At 64.8% G+C, this 16,046-nt stretch carries 14 protein-coding genes; 6 read left to right on the forward strand and 8 right to left on the reverse strand.

Annotation, left to right across the window (positions count from 1 at the left end; all coding sequences use genetic code 11):
* Window positions 1-1,083 (reverse strand): S1 family peptidase (locus FHP29_RS23270; protein WP_139623810.1); only part of this gene is annotated, 1,083 nt, incomplete at its 3' end.
* Between the two features lie 212 nt (window positions 1,084-1,295).
* Between FHP29_RS23270 and FHP29_RS21775 the strand changes: the two genes are divergently transcribed.
* The gene (locus tag FHP29_RS21775; RefSeq protein ID WP_158296574.1) at window positions 1,296-1,460 is read left to right on the forward strand and encodes a hypothetical protein; all 165 of its coding nucleotides are present in this window, start codon (window positions 1,296-1,298) and stop codon (window positions 1,458-1,460) included.
* Between the two features lie 72 nt (window positions 1,461-1,532).
* Here the strand turns inward: FHP29_RS21775 and FHP29_RS14430 are convergent, their stop codons facing one another.
* The 6 genes from FHP29_RS14430 to FHP29_RS23275 all read right to left on the reverse strand — a co-directional run bounded on the left by FHP29_RS14430 (window position 1,533) and on the right by FHP29_RS23275 (window position 6,702).
* Window positions 1,533-2,315, reverse strand: a complete 783-nt coding sequence (locus FHP29_RS14430) for a DUF6602 domain-containing protein (protein WP_139623557.1) — start codon at window positions 2,313-2,315, stop codon at window positions 1,533-1,535.
* Window positions 2,312-2,758 carry a Mov34/MPN/PAD-1 family protein gene (locus FHP29_RS14435; RefSeq protein WP_158296575.1) on the reverse strand — a complete coding sequence of 149 codons (447 nt, stop codon included), beginning with the start codon at window positions 2,756-2,758 and terminating at the stop codon, window positions 2,312-2,314. Before FHP29_RS14435 ends, FHP29_RS14430 begins: the two co-directional genes overlap by 4 nt.
* A gap of 8 nt (window positions 2,759-2,766) precedes the next feature.
* Window positions 2,767-4,071, reverse strand: coding sequence for a HesA/MoeB/ThiF family protein (locus FHP29_RS14440; RefSeq protein ID WP_139623559.1), 1,305 nt, complete (start codon window positions 4,069-4,071; stop codon window positions 2,767-2,769).
* Entirely contained in the window at window positions 4,068-4,604 is a 537-nt protein-coding gene (locus FHP29_RS14445) for a ubiquitin-conjugating enzyme family protein (RefSeq protein ID WP_139623560.1), read from the reverse strand. Before FHP29_RS14445 ends, FHP29_RS14440 begins: the two co-directional genes overlap by 4 nt.
* Window positions 4,601-5,566 (reverse strand): nucleotidyltransferase domain-containing protein, encoded by a 966-nt coding sequence (locus FHP29_RS14450; protein ID WP_139623561.1) that lies wholly within the window; start codon window positions 5,564-5,566, stop codon window positions 4,601-4,603. Before FHP29_RS14450 ends, FHP29_RS14445 begins: the two co-directional genes overlap by 4 nt.
* Before the next feature lie 122 nt (window positions 5,567-5,688).
* The gene (locus FHP29_RS23275; RefSeq protein ID WP_420813432.1) at window positions 5,689-6,702 is read right to left on the reverse strand and encodes a tyrosine-type recombinase/integrase; all 1,014 of its coding nucleotides are present in this window, start codon (window positions 6,700-6,702) and stop codon (window positions 5,689-5,691) included.
* A 655-nt stretch (window positions 6,703-7,357) separates the two neighbouring features.
* Between FHP29_RS23275 and FHP29_RS14460 the strand changes: the two genes are divergently transcribed.
* Window positions 7,358-8,983 (forward strand): RNA-directed DNA polymerase, encoded by a 1,626-nt coding sequence (locus tag FHP29_RS14460; protein ID WP_139623563.1) that lies wholly within the window; start codon window positions 7,358-7,360, stop codon window positions 8,981-8,983.
* A 921-nt stretch (window positions 8,984-9,904) separates the two neighbouring features.
* Here the strand turns inward: FHP29_RS14460 and FHP29_RS14465 are convergent.
* The gene (locus FHP29_RS14465) at window positions 9,905-10,822 is read right to left on the reverse strand and encodes an HNH endonuclease (protein WP_205014128.1); all 918 of its coding nucleotides are present in this window, start codon (window positions 10,820-10,822) and stop codon (window positions 9,905-9,907) included.
* A gap of 304 nt (window positions 10,823-11,126) precedes the next feature.
* Between FHP29_RS14465 and FHP29_RS14470 the strand changes: the two genes are divergently transcribed.
* The 4 genes from FHP29_RS14470 (at window position 11,127) to FHP29_RS14485 (ending at window position 15,872) form a co-directional block, all read left to right on the forward strand.
* Window positions 11,127-11,792, forward strand: coding sequence for a hypothetical protein (locus FHP29_RS14470; protein WP_158296576.1), 666 nt, complete (start codon window positions 11,127-11,129; stop codon window positions 11,790-11,792).
* Window positions 11,793-11,876: 84 nt separating this feature from the next.
* Window positions 11,877-13,160 (forward strand): ergothioneine biosynthesis protein EgtB, encoded by a 1,284-nt coding sequence (egtB, locus tag FHP29_RS14475; RefSeq protein WP_139623565.1) that lies wholly within the window; start codon window positions 11,877-11,879, stop codon window positions 13,158-13,160.
* A complete protein-coding gene (gene egtD / locus FHP29_RS14480) occupies window positions 13,157-14,131 on the forward strand; it encodes an L-histidine N(alpha)-methyltransferase (RefSeq protein WP_139623566.1) in 975 nt (324 codons plus the stop codon). The genes egtB and egtD overlap by 4 nt, the downstream gene beginning before the upstream one ends.
* Window positions 14,132-14,240: 109 nt before the next feature.
* A complete protein-coding gene (locus FHP29_RS14485) occupies window positions 14,241-15,872 on the forward strand; it encodes an alpha/beta hydrolase (protein WP_139623567.1) in 1,632 nt (543 codons plus the stop codon).
* Window positions 15,873-16,046: the final 174 nt, after the last annotated feature.

Raw genomic sequence — 16,046 nt, forward strand, 5'->3', positions numbered from 1 at the left:
CGAATCCCGACGCCTCGTAGGCAGGCTCTGGTCGGTCCTACTGGAACGTCCTGCGGGACGACGCCCCGTTGGTGTCATCGATTTGCATCGAGCATCTGACCGACCTCCCCCGCACCGATCAAAATCGGCTCGAACGTCAACTGAATCACGAGGCCAAGGTGCCGGTTCGGAGCATGCGCTGGTTGGGACGTGGCTGTATCGCGGCGGAATGACGCAAATCTTCAGCTGCCGCGGCATCGAATGAACTCGGTTCGGCCCTAGTAGCTGGTCGCACGGGTCATTCCATCGACTACCTCGATGACAGCTTGTGTTGTCCAAACTCGACCGATATCGCTCTCCGCATTGGATCCGCCCGGAGTACACCCCCATCAAGCGGGAGTTGATCTGTGAGCGCCCCAGCGTCGTGACGCCTACGGCCGAAGGGTATTGACCCGACGCCGAGTAGAAGAAGACCGGTGACCCGCTCTGACCCTGACGCGTGCGGCTGTCGATGAGAAAACAAGGAAGATCGCGAAACTGCAGGTCCGGCTCGCTCGCGACAAAGCCCTGTGTCCAGATAGGGAAACCCTGCACGTCTTCGCCGATCGGAAACCCGACGACGCTGAGCCTCTCGCCGATCGATACGAAGATCCCTGCGGGGTCGGGACTCGCGAGGTCCGCCGCATAGAAGCTGATCAGAGGACGGATCGTGGTGGTGAACCCGTCCATGGTCGTGATCTGGCTGATGCCGTCCGTTCCTTGCGGAACTCTGAGGGCAGCGACATCGACTCGGTGACCAAACTTCGGATGCTCCAGCCAAAGAGGCCGCTCGCCTTTGTCGACGAGCGGAATCTCTACTTCAGCGAAGGTCCCAAGGCCAGCAGGCGAATGGAAGCGGACCGATACTTTGACCGGCGTGGCGCCGGTAGCCGACATGACTTCCGCAGTCTCAGCGTTCCGGCCGCTGAGCACATGCCAGTTCGTGATCAGCCAAAAGTCATTGCCCCTGCGTGCCAAGAAGGCTGTGGCTGGCCCAAGGGTCGACCCCCCAGGGCTGACGAGGCGGAGTTGGAGTGCCTGAACCGACGGCTCAGCAATGGGCATCTCACACCACCAGACTGGTCGAAGAAAGATGTGCGGTTGAGTCACCAACCTTAGGGCAATACCCGACTTCGGCGGACGCGTACAGCTGCGTCCCCTTCTCAGCCCGGACGGCAACAGGCAGCGGAGTGACGCTTGCCCGATCGTCCTTGCGAACGTCGGCAAAGTGGGTCGTAGGCGCGACGCTAAGGCCGTCTCGCCGCGAGACTTGGGCCATGAGCACCTACAGGCTTGTCAACGGCCCCGACCACGGGCAACTGGTCGCCGCACAGCCCGATCTTGATCAGGTAGTGCGGCGGTGCGGCGGGGGCGTCGTGTACGTCGCGACAAACACAGTCGGCGCAGATGGATTCCTCGAAGCGCGCGCGATCTTCGACTGAGGAGTTGGGCGGCTCCGACGCTGCACTGGCGGCGGATTGATCCAGCGGTGGCCGGCTCCACTGTTCGGGTGATCAGTCTTCCGGGCTGATGTGCCGTTCGTAGGCGGTCATGTCGACGGCAAGAACGGTGCCGGTCAACTGCAGCATGCGGAAGAGTCGTGCGGCGAAATGGATGAGTTGGTTGCCGTCGTGGCGGTACTCCCGAGGCGGGTTATCGGCGGTGGACGTTTCTTCGCCCTCGACAGGGTTAGGTGTGTGGTCGAAGGAGATCGTGTCCAAAGCGATCCCAAGATCGAGGAAACCGAGGTCGCCGTAGGCGGGGAGGTAGGCATCGAGGCCCTTGATTGCTCCTTCGACCGTAGACCAGCCTGTGCTGGTCGCGAGTAGTCCGCCGACGATCGGCCGGTCTTCTGGGTTAAGTGCCCGGAACTTGCCGCCCGCGTGAATGATCGGCGCTGAGGTGCGGTAGAGGCCCCGCACTGAGGCGACCTTCTTGGCTGCGTATTCGATGTATTCCTTGTCCATGTGCGGCTTCACCTCAAAGACGCCGTACACGGACTCCACAGGAACAAACCGCGTCGCAGCCTGCTGCCCGAACCACAGAGGTGAGTACTGACGGTCGAATAGCGCGACGTCGATCTGTTCGCTCTGCGCACCATTGGAGTCCACCGCGATGATCGGACCAACCTCGTATCGCTCGGGCAGGAAGTTGCGCAAGATTGCCACCCAGTCCTGCTCGCTCTGATCACCGACGGTTGTCCCGTGACTGGTCATAGCGCGGATGGCCTCGTGGTTGCCGAGGATGCGCGCTTGGTGACCCAGAAGGGATTGTCGGATGTTGAAGGTGCCGGTCATGCGGTGTCGCTTTCGATGGTGAGCGGTGTGAGTGTGGCGGCGTCGCGGGTGACGACCCAGCATGCGGCTACGGCAGGCTCGTAGCTGGGGCTGACGATGATGCTGATGAAGCAGTCGAATTCGAGTTCGTCGTCGGCAAGGTGGCGGAGGTAGGAATCGATGTCAATTGGGCTCGGAACCGGGTTGGATCTGGGGTGGGTGTGCCATTCGCCTACCCACACTGACTGATCGTGTTCCCAGCCTGCGGCTGCGACTCGTTGGGCGTGGTTGAGGTCGCGGAGGAACCGGGTGGGTTCGTGGACGGCGTTGGGGCCCGGGTCGCCCGCGACGCTGATTGTCACCCCGCCGTTTGTGTCTTTTCCGAGGAGGATTCCGCCGGTTTCGAGATCGTCCGGTGCTGCCGCTACCTCGCTGCGGATCGCTTCCCATGCCCGACGCTTCATGGTGATCCTCATGTGCCGGGATTGCATGTCGGACAGGTGGGTCGGGGTCGCGGGATGTCGTGCCATGCAACGTCGATGGTCCGTGCGAGATCGAACGGTGCGGCGAGGTCTGCGGTGGGGCGTAGGCCGATGGTTGCCAGTTCGCCGGAGAGCCGGGCGGTGTGGTCACCGAGGTGCGTTTCTAGAAGTGTGGAGATCGCGGCCTTAGCAGCCAGTTGTCCGACGAAGTGGAGGTCGGGGCCTACGGCTGTCATGGCTCGATGGACGGAGCCGGTGCCGTAGTCGAGTTCCTGTGCTGCCTCGACGTCGATGCCTCCAGCGGCGGCGAGGTGGGCGCGAAGGCACATAAGGCATCCATACCGTGGCGCGGGTTGAAGGCGCAGGATTTCGCCGACCGCACCGTCGTCGAGGACGCAGGCGAGGATGGCTGGTTTACCTGCTCGGCGAGCGACGTGGGAGACAACTCGTCGCGGGGCAACGCCGTCTGCGGCGCACACGATGAGGTCAACGTTGGAGAACAGGGACCGCATGAGGTGTGCCTGATTGACGACGTCGTAGGTGTAAGGGTGGACGTCGGTGTCGGGCCAGCGGGCGTTGAGGCGCTGTTTCATGGCGTCGACCTTCATGATGCCGACGCTCTCGGGGCCGAGTACGTGGCGGATCATGTTGTGCCACAGAAACCGGTCGGGGTCGATGAGGTGAAGTTCTCCGACGCCGTACCGGGCTAGTGCGTCGGCGACGACGCCGCCGATGGATCCGACACCAACGACTGCGACCTTGAAGTTGAGCATGTCGTCGACGGGCCAGTGTCCGTCGAGTTGGGCGAGACCAGTCTCGGGTTCAACGGCCACCGGCATCGGGGTTACGAAGTCTCGGGTTGTGAGCCACGCGGAGAACTCGGTGGCTCCTGCTTTGATCCAGTCTTCCGGCATGTCGGCGACGTGGGTGATGAGGAGGCCGTTGTTGGTGCCGCTGGGTTGGCGAACTTCCGGCACGAGTTTCTTGAAGTCGTCGAATCCGAAACCGACGCCGCGCCCGCGAGCGATGGTGGCCCGGTGTTGGATGTTGATGTCGCTGCCGGGCATCCGGACCCACTGCCCGGCTACCGTTCCGCCTTGATAGCGGAGCGCGGCGTACTCGGCGGGGACCGTTACCGGGAGCCAGAGGTCCTTGGAGGTCTCGACCTTCTGGGCGACGTACATGTTGTTCCACTCATTGGCGTGGAACAGGAGCTGACCGTTGGACCTTTCAGCGCTCCCGATCTTTTCTAGTGCTTCGCTGGGGAGCGCGACCCACGGGTATCCGGCACTCACAGGCTCGCTGCCTCCGTGAGGAGGTGATCACGGGAAGGGTCGTTGACGATGCCATTAGTTGTCATGGACTCAATCAGCCCGGATTCCATGAGAGCGAACTCGATCCGCCACCCGCACGCCTTGAGGAGAAGGTCCACGGGCGTCGTCTCCGGGGTCCAGTCGTTCTCGGTCTGCAGAAGGCACAGGGACCCGCCGGGCGCGACGTGCCATGCGTGCTGTGTGTACTGCTGGATCGTCGGTTCCGGGTCGAGGACGTACACGCGTGGTGGCACCATCGGATAGGCCGACGGGTAGTGGAGCGACACAAGCGCGCCGTCAGGTACCAGCGCGTCGAGCCCCTCAGGCGCGGTACGGTCGAAGGGCCACACTGGTAGGCGTCCTGTCCACGAGCCGTGGGTGACGACCTTTTCGTCAACAATGGGCGGAACGTATTGGAGGTCCGCTGCGAAGGCGGCGATGGCAGCCTTGTCACGTTCTTCGAGTTGGGGATCGGCTTCGTTCCACAACTCGATCTGAAGGACCGGCTTGCTCATCCCTGCGGAGTGTCCTTCACCGGACGCGGGACGACGGGTGGGACGACAGCCGGGGCAGGACCAGTCGACGGCGGCTTCGGGAATCCATCACCGAACACGTCGCGCCATGACCGAATCGCGCCAGCGTCATCACTGACGCTCTGCTTCACCACCGCGAGCGCCGCGTTGTCGGCTGCCGCCCGGAGTCGGTCGCCGAACGTGGCGTAGTCGAGGTCGGTCTGAATAGGGCCGCAGTACCCAGCGGGGTCCTCGACCGTGTAGCCGCTCTCGATGTAGTGAGCAGCCTTCACGAAGAACTCCTTCACCGCGACCGGCTGAGTCCGGCCCAGCGGGAGGTTGTCGAGTGCGAGGACCTCCATGACGAGAGACTTGATGTTGAGGCCCGTCTGGATCGATGCCCAGTCCTTGAGCATGCGGACCGTGCCCGGGTAGTTACCCCACTGCTCGCGCCGCTTCTGGACCTCGTCGATCAGGTGCTCGGGGTCGCATGCGACCCACTTGCGGGACAGGAACTCGGGGATGAGCAAGTAGCCGTCCTTGCGGAGGGCGGGCATCGCGTCGACAGTGAACGCGTCCTCGTCGTCGGGGTCGTCGATGAAGCACTTGACGGCGTGGTTGCGCCAGCGTGCGAGGCGGACCAGTTGGTCGTACGTGCCGTTCGTTGCGCCGAGGAGGGCGTTGACCTTCTCGCGGGTGTAGTTGAGGGCGTCCTCGGCGGAGTCGCCCGCGTCACCCCAACCCGGGTGGTCATCGTCGTTGTAGATGATGACGACGTCCACGTCGTGGATCGGGTCCTTGTGCGTCTTGCGGGCCAGAGACCCGGACATGAAGACCTCGTCTACGTCGCTGAGCGTGTTGAACGCCCCCTTGAAGGAGGCCGCTCGGTCGCGCGCTTCCGCCACCTGAGTCGGGTCTGCGTCGACGTACCGCTGATACTTGTCGAAAGCCTCTGAGACGTTCACGTGCCACTCCTGCCCTCGCGGTCCGTCACCGGGACGTCACCAACATCGTTCGAACTTGTGTTCGGACCCGCGTGCCACCATAGCGGGTACTACCGACAGATTCGGCATAGGACTTCTACGGCTCAAGGGCGGGCATGGCGAAGCCGAGCTGGAGGCCTGGTGAAGTTGTTCCGACCGACGCTGTAACGCATCACATCTAGAACAATTGTTCTGTTGTGCGTGCGGGGGCACCTTTGACGACGACAACGTTGGTCGGGTTGGTGGCAGCCAGCGGGCCAGTCGACGCCGGCGATGACGGCTGGGTTGGTTGTTAGAGGTGCCTCGGGCAGTCGTGTGACGAGGTCGCTTGTGGGCGTCGGGCTCTCGACGAGATTGCGAAAGCGGCACGGGAAGCCTCGAGCTGCATCATTCTGGGCGCCTCGACTAGCCCACAGTGGGCGGCGTGCCGCGGAAGCTATAGGCCTGCGACGTAAGCGGTGAGGAAGTGCACGCCGTGGCGGTCGAGGTTGCCTCGTGCCCGGTCGTAGTGTTCGGTGGTGCGCGGGTCGGCGTGCCGGGCGAGGATTTGGGCGTCTCGCAGCGGGACGCCAGCGTCGAGGGCGTTGGTGATGGCGGCGTGGCGAGTGCGGGCTGGTGTGTCGGGGGATCGCTGCGGCCCGGGCGATGCGCTGGACCATCCGGTACACGTCACGTCGATCAACCGGCTTGCCGGTGAGCGGACGCAGGATGAGGGGTCCGGTGCTCCGCTCGCCTCTGCATGCCTCCAGGACTCGTAGAACCGGGACTGTGATTGGCATGGTGGCGGGCTTGTTGCCCTTGCCGACTAGGTGCAGGACGCGGTGGCCGCGCAGCGTCTCGGCGTAGTCCTCGATCCGGACCGCCGCCGCCTCCGAGGCTCGCAGAGCGTTGATACCGAGGAGATACGCGAGAGCGCCGTGATGAACGGTGATCGTCTGAGCGACCTGAAGGAATCGGATGAGCTCGAGCCAGTCGAGCCCTTGGGTACGCGATTCATCGCGATGCGCCTCGGGTAGTCGGGCGTAGACCGCTGGGTCGGTCGGCGTGAGTCCGTCGATGTGGGCGAAGCGGAAGTATCCGCGTACCCCATGCATCAGCGTGACCACCGATGACGCCATCAGGCCGCTTTCGGTCAATGAGCGGATGTAGAGCTCGACGTGTGCACGCTCTACGCCGATCAAGGCGTCGATCCCGTTGGTCTCGCACTAGGCGAACCACCGGCGCAGCTGGTAGGCGTACAGGTGGTGGGTCGGCTCGGAATAGCGGGCGAGGAACGACACGGCCGCAAGTTGCGCGGGCGTCATGTGGGCAGGCTGGAACGGCATCAGTTCGCGAGGCGCGTCTTGGCTGGTCATGGAGTTCTCCGCGGCGATGCCGGGGTGACCTGCCGTGCTCGCCGTCGACACGACGAGGTCAGAGACTCGACGCTACGCGTAGCAGTGGCACCCGACGGTGTTGATGAGTCGGCTGCCACCAAGCCGCGCAAGCGGCGGATGGACGCACCCGGTCGTCGCGGCACTGGCGAGTTGCTGCCGCTGGTGATTGTTGGTAGGGGCATCTACAACGCAGAGGTGGCCACCCCTCTGTACCGGCTACGCCACTACCGGCCACGGCGACGCATTCAGTGGAGACCAGCTCCAACCATGCTGCCGACCGGGCACTCGATCCCTGCGTGCTCGCGCATCAGGAGGGGCACCCTTTTTCCCCATAGGCGTGACTGGAGTGCTCTGGGTAGCCTCACTGCTGCGACCGACCCCGGTCGCTCACGCATGAATGACGGAGACTGAAATGCCATTGATTGACAATCAGCACTTCGAACTCGCCGTCACCAACATCTCTCGACGCGGTGACACCGACGTTTTCCCACTTACGTTCGAGAACCACGTCCTTTTTGATCGAAAGGGCGAAGTACTAGATCTACTGCAGGCGACGTCGCAAAGCTTCAAAGACCGCTTGCAGACTGACGGTCCCCAAAATCACGCCTCACTCGCTCCGCTTGGATACAACGGCTTCCGTTGGGCTACCCAGATCGACCCATTGTGGAACGCATACTTCCTCGGCGTCGTGCTCTCGCTGGCCCAGGAGATCGAAGATGTCAGGATCCCCGTCGAGGACGAGGTCGTCTTCTCGCACAGATTCCAAGCGTCCGCAGACGGAAACCTCTTCGATCCCACAGGATGGGCGAAATTTCAAGCCAAGTCATTGAAACTTGCAGAGAACCATCCGTACGTCGTTTCAGTCGATATCGCCGACTTCTACGGCAGAGTATATCACCATCGCATCGAGAATGAACTCAAGCATATCGACGCAAGCGGTAATCGATCTGGCCAGATTCGTGACTTGCTAATGGACTTTAGCAAGCACGTGTCGTACGGCTTACCCGTAGGAGGACCAGCGGCCCGCATACTCTCGGAATTGGTTCTCAACGCCACAGATCAACTCTTGCGTGCCCAGGCTCCACCATTCGTCTTCATCCGGTACGCCGATGACTATCGCTTCTTTGTTCCGGATCTTGAGGCCGCTTATAGGGTGATCGGATTCCTGTCGGAGAAGCTTCAACGGAACGAAGGTCTGAGCTTGCAGCGAAGCAAGACCCGCATCATGACCTCCTCGGAGTTCGTGTCTGCGACTCGGCCGCATGATCCCCGCCCAGGCAGCGCAGCGAAGTTCCTCTCACTGCATCTGTACTACGACCCATACTCAGCAACTGCAGAAGAGGATTACGACGCACTTAAGGAGCAGCTCCAGGAATTTGACGTACTAGGACTGCTGCGCGCTGAACTGTTTAAGGGTCGCGTTGATGCGGCTCTTACTCGGAAGTTGGTTTCCGCTCTAAAGCATATGCAGGAGTTGCCGAAGCATCAGGCCATAAAGTCCCTGCTCGACAACATCGACACACTTACGCCAGTCGTACCGCATGTCATGCGCGCGATATATGAGAATGTGGACTCGCTCGCTGATGCGGCACAAGAAGAGGTTCACGCCGCCATCCGCGACTTCATACACAGCGGGCACCACGTTGCTAGGGTCGAAGTAAATCTCGCCTATATGGTTCGGGTGCTGGCGCGTCGCCAGAGTCGTGAGACAAGCGACCTGTTGATTCAGTTGTTCAGTCGGGCGCATGGATACGCGGACACGCCTGCCCCGAACATTCAGCGGGACATCATTCTGGCCTTGGCTCGATGGGAAAAGACATTCTGGCTTCACGACATCAAGCCACAGTTTCGCGGGCTTCACGCCTGGGCGGCGCGTGCGTTTGCTGTGGCGTCGTTCGCTCTTGGTGACGAGGGCCGTCACTGGCGATCGGGCACAAAGAGCTCGCTCTCGGACTTCGATCGAATCGTGCTCGACTGGGCGGCCGACAAGTCCCAACAGCCGGGCTGGGAGATACCGCTGTGATCTCCGCTCGAGGATTCGCAGCGCAAAGCTCGATCTGGCACCGAGCGACTCCGACCCTGGAACAGTTCACGCGCTGGGCCAACCGAACTCGCCGACCCTACGGTTGGGCCATCCATTCGTCTACGGACCCCGATCGTGCTTCGCTGGTCGCGGAGATGGCCTTTGAGCTTGCGGCGGCAGCGGCCGCCCCCTCGCTTGAGCTTGAACTAGGGGTTGTTCGCTATGTCCAGAGGTTGCCAGGCGCAACTGCGAAGACGGCCAGTCTCTCGAGCGCTGAGCGTGAGGAGGCCGTCGTTCTTCAGCACAGCCTTGAAAGATTCCTGCGCCCGTACCGCGACGGGGCCGTTTTTCGACCCTCTCTTCCAGGTTGTGGCGTTGTAGAGCCAGCGCAGGCCGACATCATGAGTGACGGACACTTGATAGAGGTCAAGTCGGTCCAACGCGGATTCCGTGGACTCGACTTCCGCCAAGTCTTGACCTACGCCGCCTTGGCACACGCAGCGTCCATCGTTGTCACCCGTGTCAGCTTGGTGAACCCGCGCATGGCGTGGAGTTTCACGTCCAGCGCAGAGGGCCTTGCATTGGATATCGGGGCTGGTTCATGGATTGAGTTAATGCAAGACCTCATCGATGGAATGACCGATCAGGGAGTGTCGCTCTAGCACGACGAGGGGCGGTGAATCAGGGGGAGTGGCAGGGGCAATGAGCTGCGCTCTACCCCATATCCCCCCAGCGGATCGTTCCGATCGAGCGGCGTCGTCGACCACCCGCGTCTATCTGGGCGAAGTGGGGCGCGTCGTGAGCTGATTCGCCGACGAACCTCCAAGGTTCCACCGTCTATGACCGCTTGTCGGCGGAGATCGACTGCGGCGTGCCCGGGCCGAGCGATGCAGACGCTTGAAATCAAGTCAGCGACCACCTTCAGCTCGCGTTGAGGAACGCCTGAAACCGTTCATCTAGCAGAAGCCGATTGGGACGCTCGGCCCGACGGGCAGGCAGGACCATGAGCTTCTGTCCGTGGAACTCCTGGATGCCGTGGAGCAGCATCGGGCCATCGACCTCCCGGAGCACCTCGGCGTTGATCCGCACCTCGTAGTCGGGCGTGATGCCGAGGATCTTCCGGTCGTAGGCGGCATGGTGCATTTTGCAGAGCGTGAGTCCGTTGGTGACGACGGGTCTTCCGCCGGCACCGTCCTCCTGGATGTGTGCGGCGTCGAGGAGGTCGCTGTGCCGGAACGAACACACCGCACACGAGGTCCGGTACGCGCGAAGAACGGCAGCCCTGAAGGGGCGCTGGTGCAGCCGCCGCTTTGTGAGCTGCTGGCGGTACGACGGGTCGAGTTCGAGGTCGGTCGAGGGCCACGCAATGTCGGGTTGCGGCACGGCATCGATGTCGACGACGAACTGGAGGTCGGCCCGCTCCTCACCGACCAGGTAGATCGGATACAGAGCGCTGTAGCCGCCACCTTGAACGCCCAACCACCAGATCAGCGGCAGCCGCTCGATCATCGCCTCCCGCAGCGCGCGGTTCTCGAAATGGTTCGGGTCGTCCCCGCGCATCTTGTAGCGGTAGAACCCGTCGACGCCGACGGCGTCGTCGTACGGACGGTTGCTGCCGTCGGGCCGGTAAACGGTGCGGAAGGACAGAGCCGCCGCGAGTTGTCCTGGCTTCCAGATCCCTTGCTGGGTGGGCATGAGCCGCATCGTCTCGCCGGCGAGGGTGAGCCCGCTGGTGTCCTGCTGGCTGAAGGTCTCCTTGCCCTCGGCGCGCTGCCGGTCGAGCCAGGCGAAAGCGGCATGGCGGATCGCCAGTTCGCGCAGTCGGTCGGCGGGGTTCACAGCGGGATCATTGCAGGCTGCACTGTTGGCCGCCGAGGTTCTCGGTGGACTTTCGCCAATCCCGACTCGCGATCGCTTCGGGGCACGTACGGTGGCGCGACCTGCAGTCGACCCGCCAGGAGTTCATCGTGCGTCTCCGTCTCGCCGCCGTAGCCGTCGCGAGTGGCCTCGCCCTCGGAGCAGCACTACCTGCGACGGCAATGCCGCCAAGGCCACACGGGACAGCTCGATCGCGAGTGAGGGGCAAGGCCAGCAGGGAGTCGCGAAGAAGGCCGTCACTCTGACGCCAGCGGTTGGGGAAGTAGTGGAGGGGGATGTCCTTACCCTCACGGCCAAGATCCGCAGGCCGAAGCAAGCGAAGCGGATCACTCTGCAGCGATGGGACGTGCCGTTGTACGTCAATGCCTCGTGGGAGGACGTGCGCAGCCTCAAGGTGCGCAAGCGGAAGACCGTCTTCCACGAGGTGGTGACCGACCTCAACAACGCTCGGTACCGCGTAGTCGTCGGCCGGCGGGCGGGCAAAGCCGTGAAGTCCAAGCCGGTGAGCGTCACGGTCTGGAGATGGATCCCGCTGCGCAGCATCTCGTCGTACCTCTCCACGAGTGGCGCGGTCTTCGGCGAGACCAACCTCAACGGGTCTCGCTACAAGGCGTGGGGCGCTGCGTCCTACTCACACGCGGGGGTATGGGAGTCGCGGTTCACGCCGGGTCGGCGGTGCCGGGCGTTCTCGGGTGTGCTGGGTCTAGCGGACTCCTCCCCCGAGGGGTCGAGCGCGGTGATCCACATCAATGCGGACGACGTGCCCGTCTACGACTCGCCGGCGTTGACGCCAGGGATGGATGTTCGCGTCCAGCTCCCTTTGCCCAGCCCGTACCGGATCGGCATCGAGGCCGTCGACACCTCGCCCGGCGATATCGATTCCTTCCCTTCGATCGGCGATCCGGCTCTGCTGTGCACCGGAGTCTCGTGAGCCGGCGTCTCGCGCGATGAACATTCGCTGACGGGTCACCTTCGTCCCTGGTCGTTGTCGGTCCTCCGACCTAGGGTCGAATCCATGACCGCAACCCAGTGGACGGCGGACACCCTCCTGACCCGGTACGACGAGGTCAGGGCACACACCGAGCGCCTCGCCGCGCCGCTCTCGCCGGAGGACCAGACGGTCCAGTCCATGCCGGACGTGTCGCCGACCAAGTGGCACCGCGCGCACGTGACCTGGTTCTTCGAGACGTTCGTGCTCGCCGACAACGAGGCCGGGTTCGCGCCCTTCCAGGACCAGTACTGGTTCCTCTTCAACAGCTACTACGAGGCGGTCGGGCCGCGCTACAACCGGGCCGAGCGCGGGGTGATCAGCCGGCCGGGGGCGCACGACGTCGGCGTCTACCGCGGCAACGTCGACGACCGGATGCGCGAGCTGGTGGCCGGGCTCGACCAGGGCACGGTCGACAAGCTGGCCGGGACCATCGAGCTCGGCTTCCACCACGAGCAGCAGCACCAGGAGCTGCTGCTGATGGACATCAAGCACGTGCTCTCCCTCAACCCGCTGCGCCCGACGTACGCCGGCAGCCCGGCCCCGGCGAGCACGCCGGACCCGATGGGGTGGGTCGAGGTCGACGGCGGGCTGGTGGAGATCGGGCACCGTGGCGCGGAGTTCTCCTTCGACAACGAGCTGCCGCCGCATCAGGTCTACCTCGAGCCGTTCCGGATCGCCGACCGGCTGGTGACCAACGGCGAGTGGCTGGAGTTCATGGCCGACGGCGGCTACCGGCGCCCCGAGCTGTGGCTCTCCGACGGCTGGGCGCAGGTCAAGGGGCAGGGCTGGGAGGCGCCGTTCTACTGGACGCAGGTCGACGGGGTGTGGTTCGAGCACACCCTGCACGGCACCTTCCCCGTCGACCCGGGGCTGCCGGCCAGCCACATCAGTCACTACGAGGCGGACGCCTACGCGACCTGGGCGGGCAAGCGACTGCCCACCGAGGCGGAGTGGGAGCACGCCGTCCGCACCGACGTGGGCGACGGCCCGCCGACGGGCAACCTCGCCGACACCGAGACCTGGCACCCGCGGGCCGCCGAGCCGGGCACCGGCCGCCTCCGTCAGGCCTACGGCGACTGCTGGGAGTGGACCTCCTCGGCGTACCTGCCCTATCCCGGATTCCACCCGGCCGCCGGCGCGATCGGGGAGTACAACGGCAAGTTCATGTCCGGCCAGATGGTGCTGCGCGGCGGGTGCGCGCTGACCCCGCCCGGCCACGCCCGCGCCAGCTATCGCAACTTCTTCCCACCCGGCGCGCGCTGGGCGCTGTCCGGGCTGCGCCTCGCCGACGGCGGTGAGCCCCGATGAGCCAGGAGCCCCAGGTCTGCGTGCTGCTCGAGCCCGACTGGGCGAGCGGCAGCCTCGCCGCCGACGTACGCCGCGGGCTGAGCAGCTATCCGCGCACGCTCCCGCCCCGCTGGCTGTACGACGACCGGGGGTCGGCGCTCTTCGACGAGATCACCCGCCTGCCGGAGTACTACCCCTTCGCCGCGGAGCGCTCGATCCTCGAGGCCCACGCGGAGGAGATCGTCACGGCGAGCGGCGCCACCTCGCTGATCGAGCTCGGCAGCGGCACCAGCGAGAAGACCCGGCTGCTGCTCGACGCGTTCACGAGCGCGGGGCAGCTGCAGCGGTTCGCGCCGGTCGACGTCGCCGAGGGCACGCTGCGCCAGGCCGCGGCCGACATCGCCGCCCGCCACCCCGGGCTCGAGGTGGTGGCGGTCGTCGGCGACTTCACCCTCCACCTCGCGCACCTCCCCGCCGGCGGACGGCGGATGGTCGCCTTCCTGGGCGGGACGATCGGCAACCTCTACCGCGAGGAGCGGGCGGCCTTCCTCGGCGCCCTCGCCGACGTGCTCGAGCCCGGCGACTCGCTGCTGCTCGGCACCGACCTCGTCAAGAGCGCCGACCGGCTGATCGCGGCGTACGACGACAGCCAGGGTGTGACCGAGGCGTTCATCCGCAACAGCCTGGTCGTCGTCAACCGCGAGCTGGGCGCCGACTTCGACCCGGACTCCTTCTCCTACGTCCCGTTCTGGGACCCGCACATGGAGCGGATGGACCTGCGGCTGCGCGCCGAGGTGCCGCAGCGGGTCGCCATCCCGGGAGCGGACCTCGTGCTCGACCTGGCGATGGGCGAGGAGATCCGGATCGAGATCTCGACCAAGTTCCGGGTCAGCCGGATCGCCGCCGAGCTCGAGGCTGCCGGGCTCGACGTCGCCCGGGTGTGGACCGACGAGGCAGGAGACTTCGCGCTGACCCTTGCGGTGAAGGGCTGATTCGACCGCAGATCCTCCGCGCGTCGGGGTGGACGCGCGCGGAACGACGGGGCAAGGTCGGACGCACGCCGGAAGATCCCGGAGAATTCGATCTCGGAAGGTTTGTGACGTGAAGAGAGCACTGACCATCGTCGCGTCGGTCGCGACGGCAACAGCATTGCTCGTGCCTGGGGGGAGCGGCAGCGCGACGGCGCAGGTCCCCACGGTCCGGCAGGCGCCGCAGGCGGCCAAGCCCTACACGCCGCCGCCGCCCGTGTGGGGCGCCTGCACGGAGCCGCGCCTCGTCAAGGCGGGCGCCCAGTGCGCGATGCTCCAGGTCCCCCTCGACTACGACAAGCCCAAGGGCAAGAAGATCCAGATCGCGATCAGCCGGGTGCTGCACACCGACCCCGACTACAAGGGCATGATCGCCGCCAACCCGGGCGGACCCGGCGGTTCCGGCCTCGGGATGGCGCTGCTTGGCCAGGAGGACGCTCTGGCCACCGTGGGCGCCAAGTACGACTGGTACGGCTTCGACCCCCGTGGGGTCGGGAGCAGCACGCCCTCGCTGAGCTGCAACCCCGACTACAAGGGCGCCGGCTACGACCGCCCCGACTACGTGCCGACCAAGAGCAAGGACATGCGCTGGTGGCAGCGGGTGACCAAGAGGTACGCCAAGGCGTGCTCGACGTCGGACGCGAAGCGGCTGCTCAAGCACATGCACACCACCGACGTCGCCCAGGATCTCAACAGTCTGCGCAAGGCGGTCGGGGCGCCGAAGCTGAACTACTACGGCTTCTCCTACGGCACCTACCTCGGCCAGGTCTACGCGACGATGTTCCCGAAGAAGGTCGGCCGGTTCGTGTGGGACGGCGTGCTCAACGCCGACCGCGCCTTCTACGAGTCCAACGTCGACCAGAACATCGCCTTCGACAAGAACATCCGCACCTACTTCGCCTGGCTGGCCCAGAACGACGCGGTCTACGGCCTCGGCACCAGCGGCAAGATGATCCGCAAGGGCTACTACAAGCTGCTCAACCGGCTCGACAAGCAGCCCGCCGCCGGCGGCCTCCTCGGTCCTGACGAGCTGAGCGATGTCATGCTCAGCGCCGGCTACTACGTCTACGGCTGGCCGAGGATCGGCGCGGCGTACGCCAAGCTCGTCAAGACCGGAGACGCCTCCGACCTGATCAAGATGTACGCCGGTCCGGGCGACGACAACGGCTTCGCGGTCTACAACGCCGTGCAGTGCACCGACGCGGTGTGGCCGAACTGGAAGAAGACCGAGGCCGACGCTTGGCGGGTGCACAAGAAGCGCCCGTTCCTGACGTGGGGCAACACCTGGTACAACGCGCCCTGCCTGAACTGGCCGGCCCCGTCGCGCAAGGCGTTCGACGTCAGCGGCAAGAAGGTCAAGTCGCGGATCCTGATGATCGCCGAGACCCACGACGCCGCCACGGTGTTCTCCGGTGCGGTCGCCACCCGCAAGGCGTTCAAGACCTCGTTCCTCATCGAGGGAGTCGGCGGTACGACGCACTCCGGCTCGCTGTCCGGCGTCGCCTGCACCGACGACCTGATCGCCAGCTACCTCGACACGGGGATCCTGCCGAAGCGCACGAAGCACAAGCGCAGCGACCTGAAGTGTCCTCCGGTCCAGCCCAAGCCGGCTGCCGCGCGAGGCACGGCTCCACAGTTGATCGACGACGCGATGTCGGCCGACCTGCGCCGGCTGCTCCTTGAGGCCCAGGCCAGCGGTCGCTGAGGAAGGTCTCGAGAAGGCACGGAAGCACCGGGTGATCTCATCCGCGAACGGGCGTCGGCGCACTCGTCGGCGCCCGTTCGGCTCTCCTGTCCCGGCGATCATGGCAAGATTCGGCGCGTGAGTCGTGCGGGGAGTCTCGGTGCCGCGCTGGTCGGCGTCCTGCTCCTGACCGGC

The sequence above is a fragment of the Nocardioides albidus genome (assembly GCF_006335005.1).
Classification (GTDB): Bacteria; Actinomycetota; Actinomycetes; order Propionibacteriales; family Nocardioidaceae; genus Nocardioides; species Nocardioides albidus.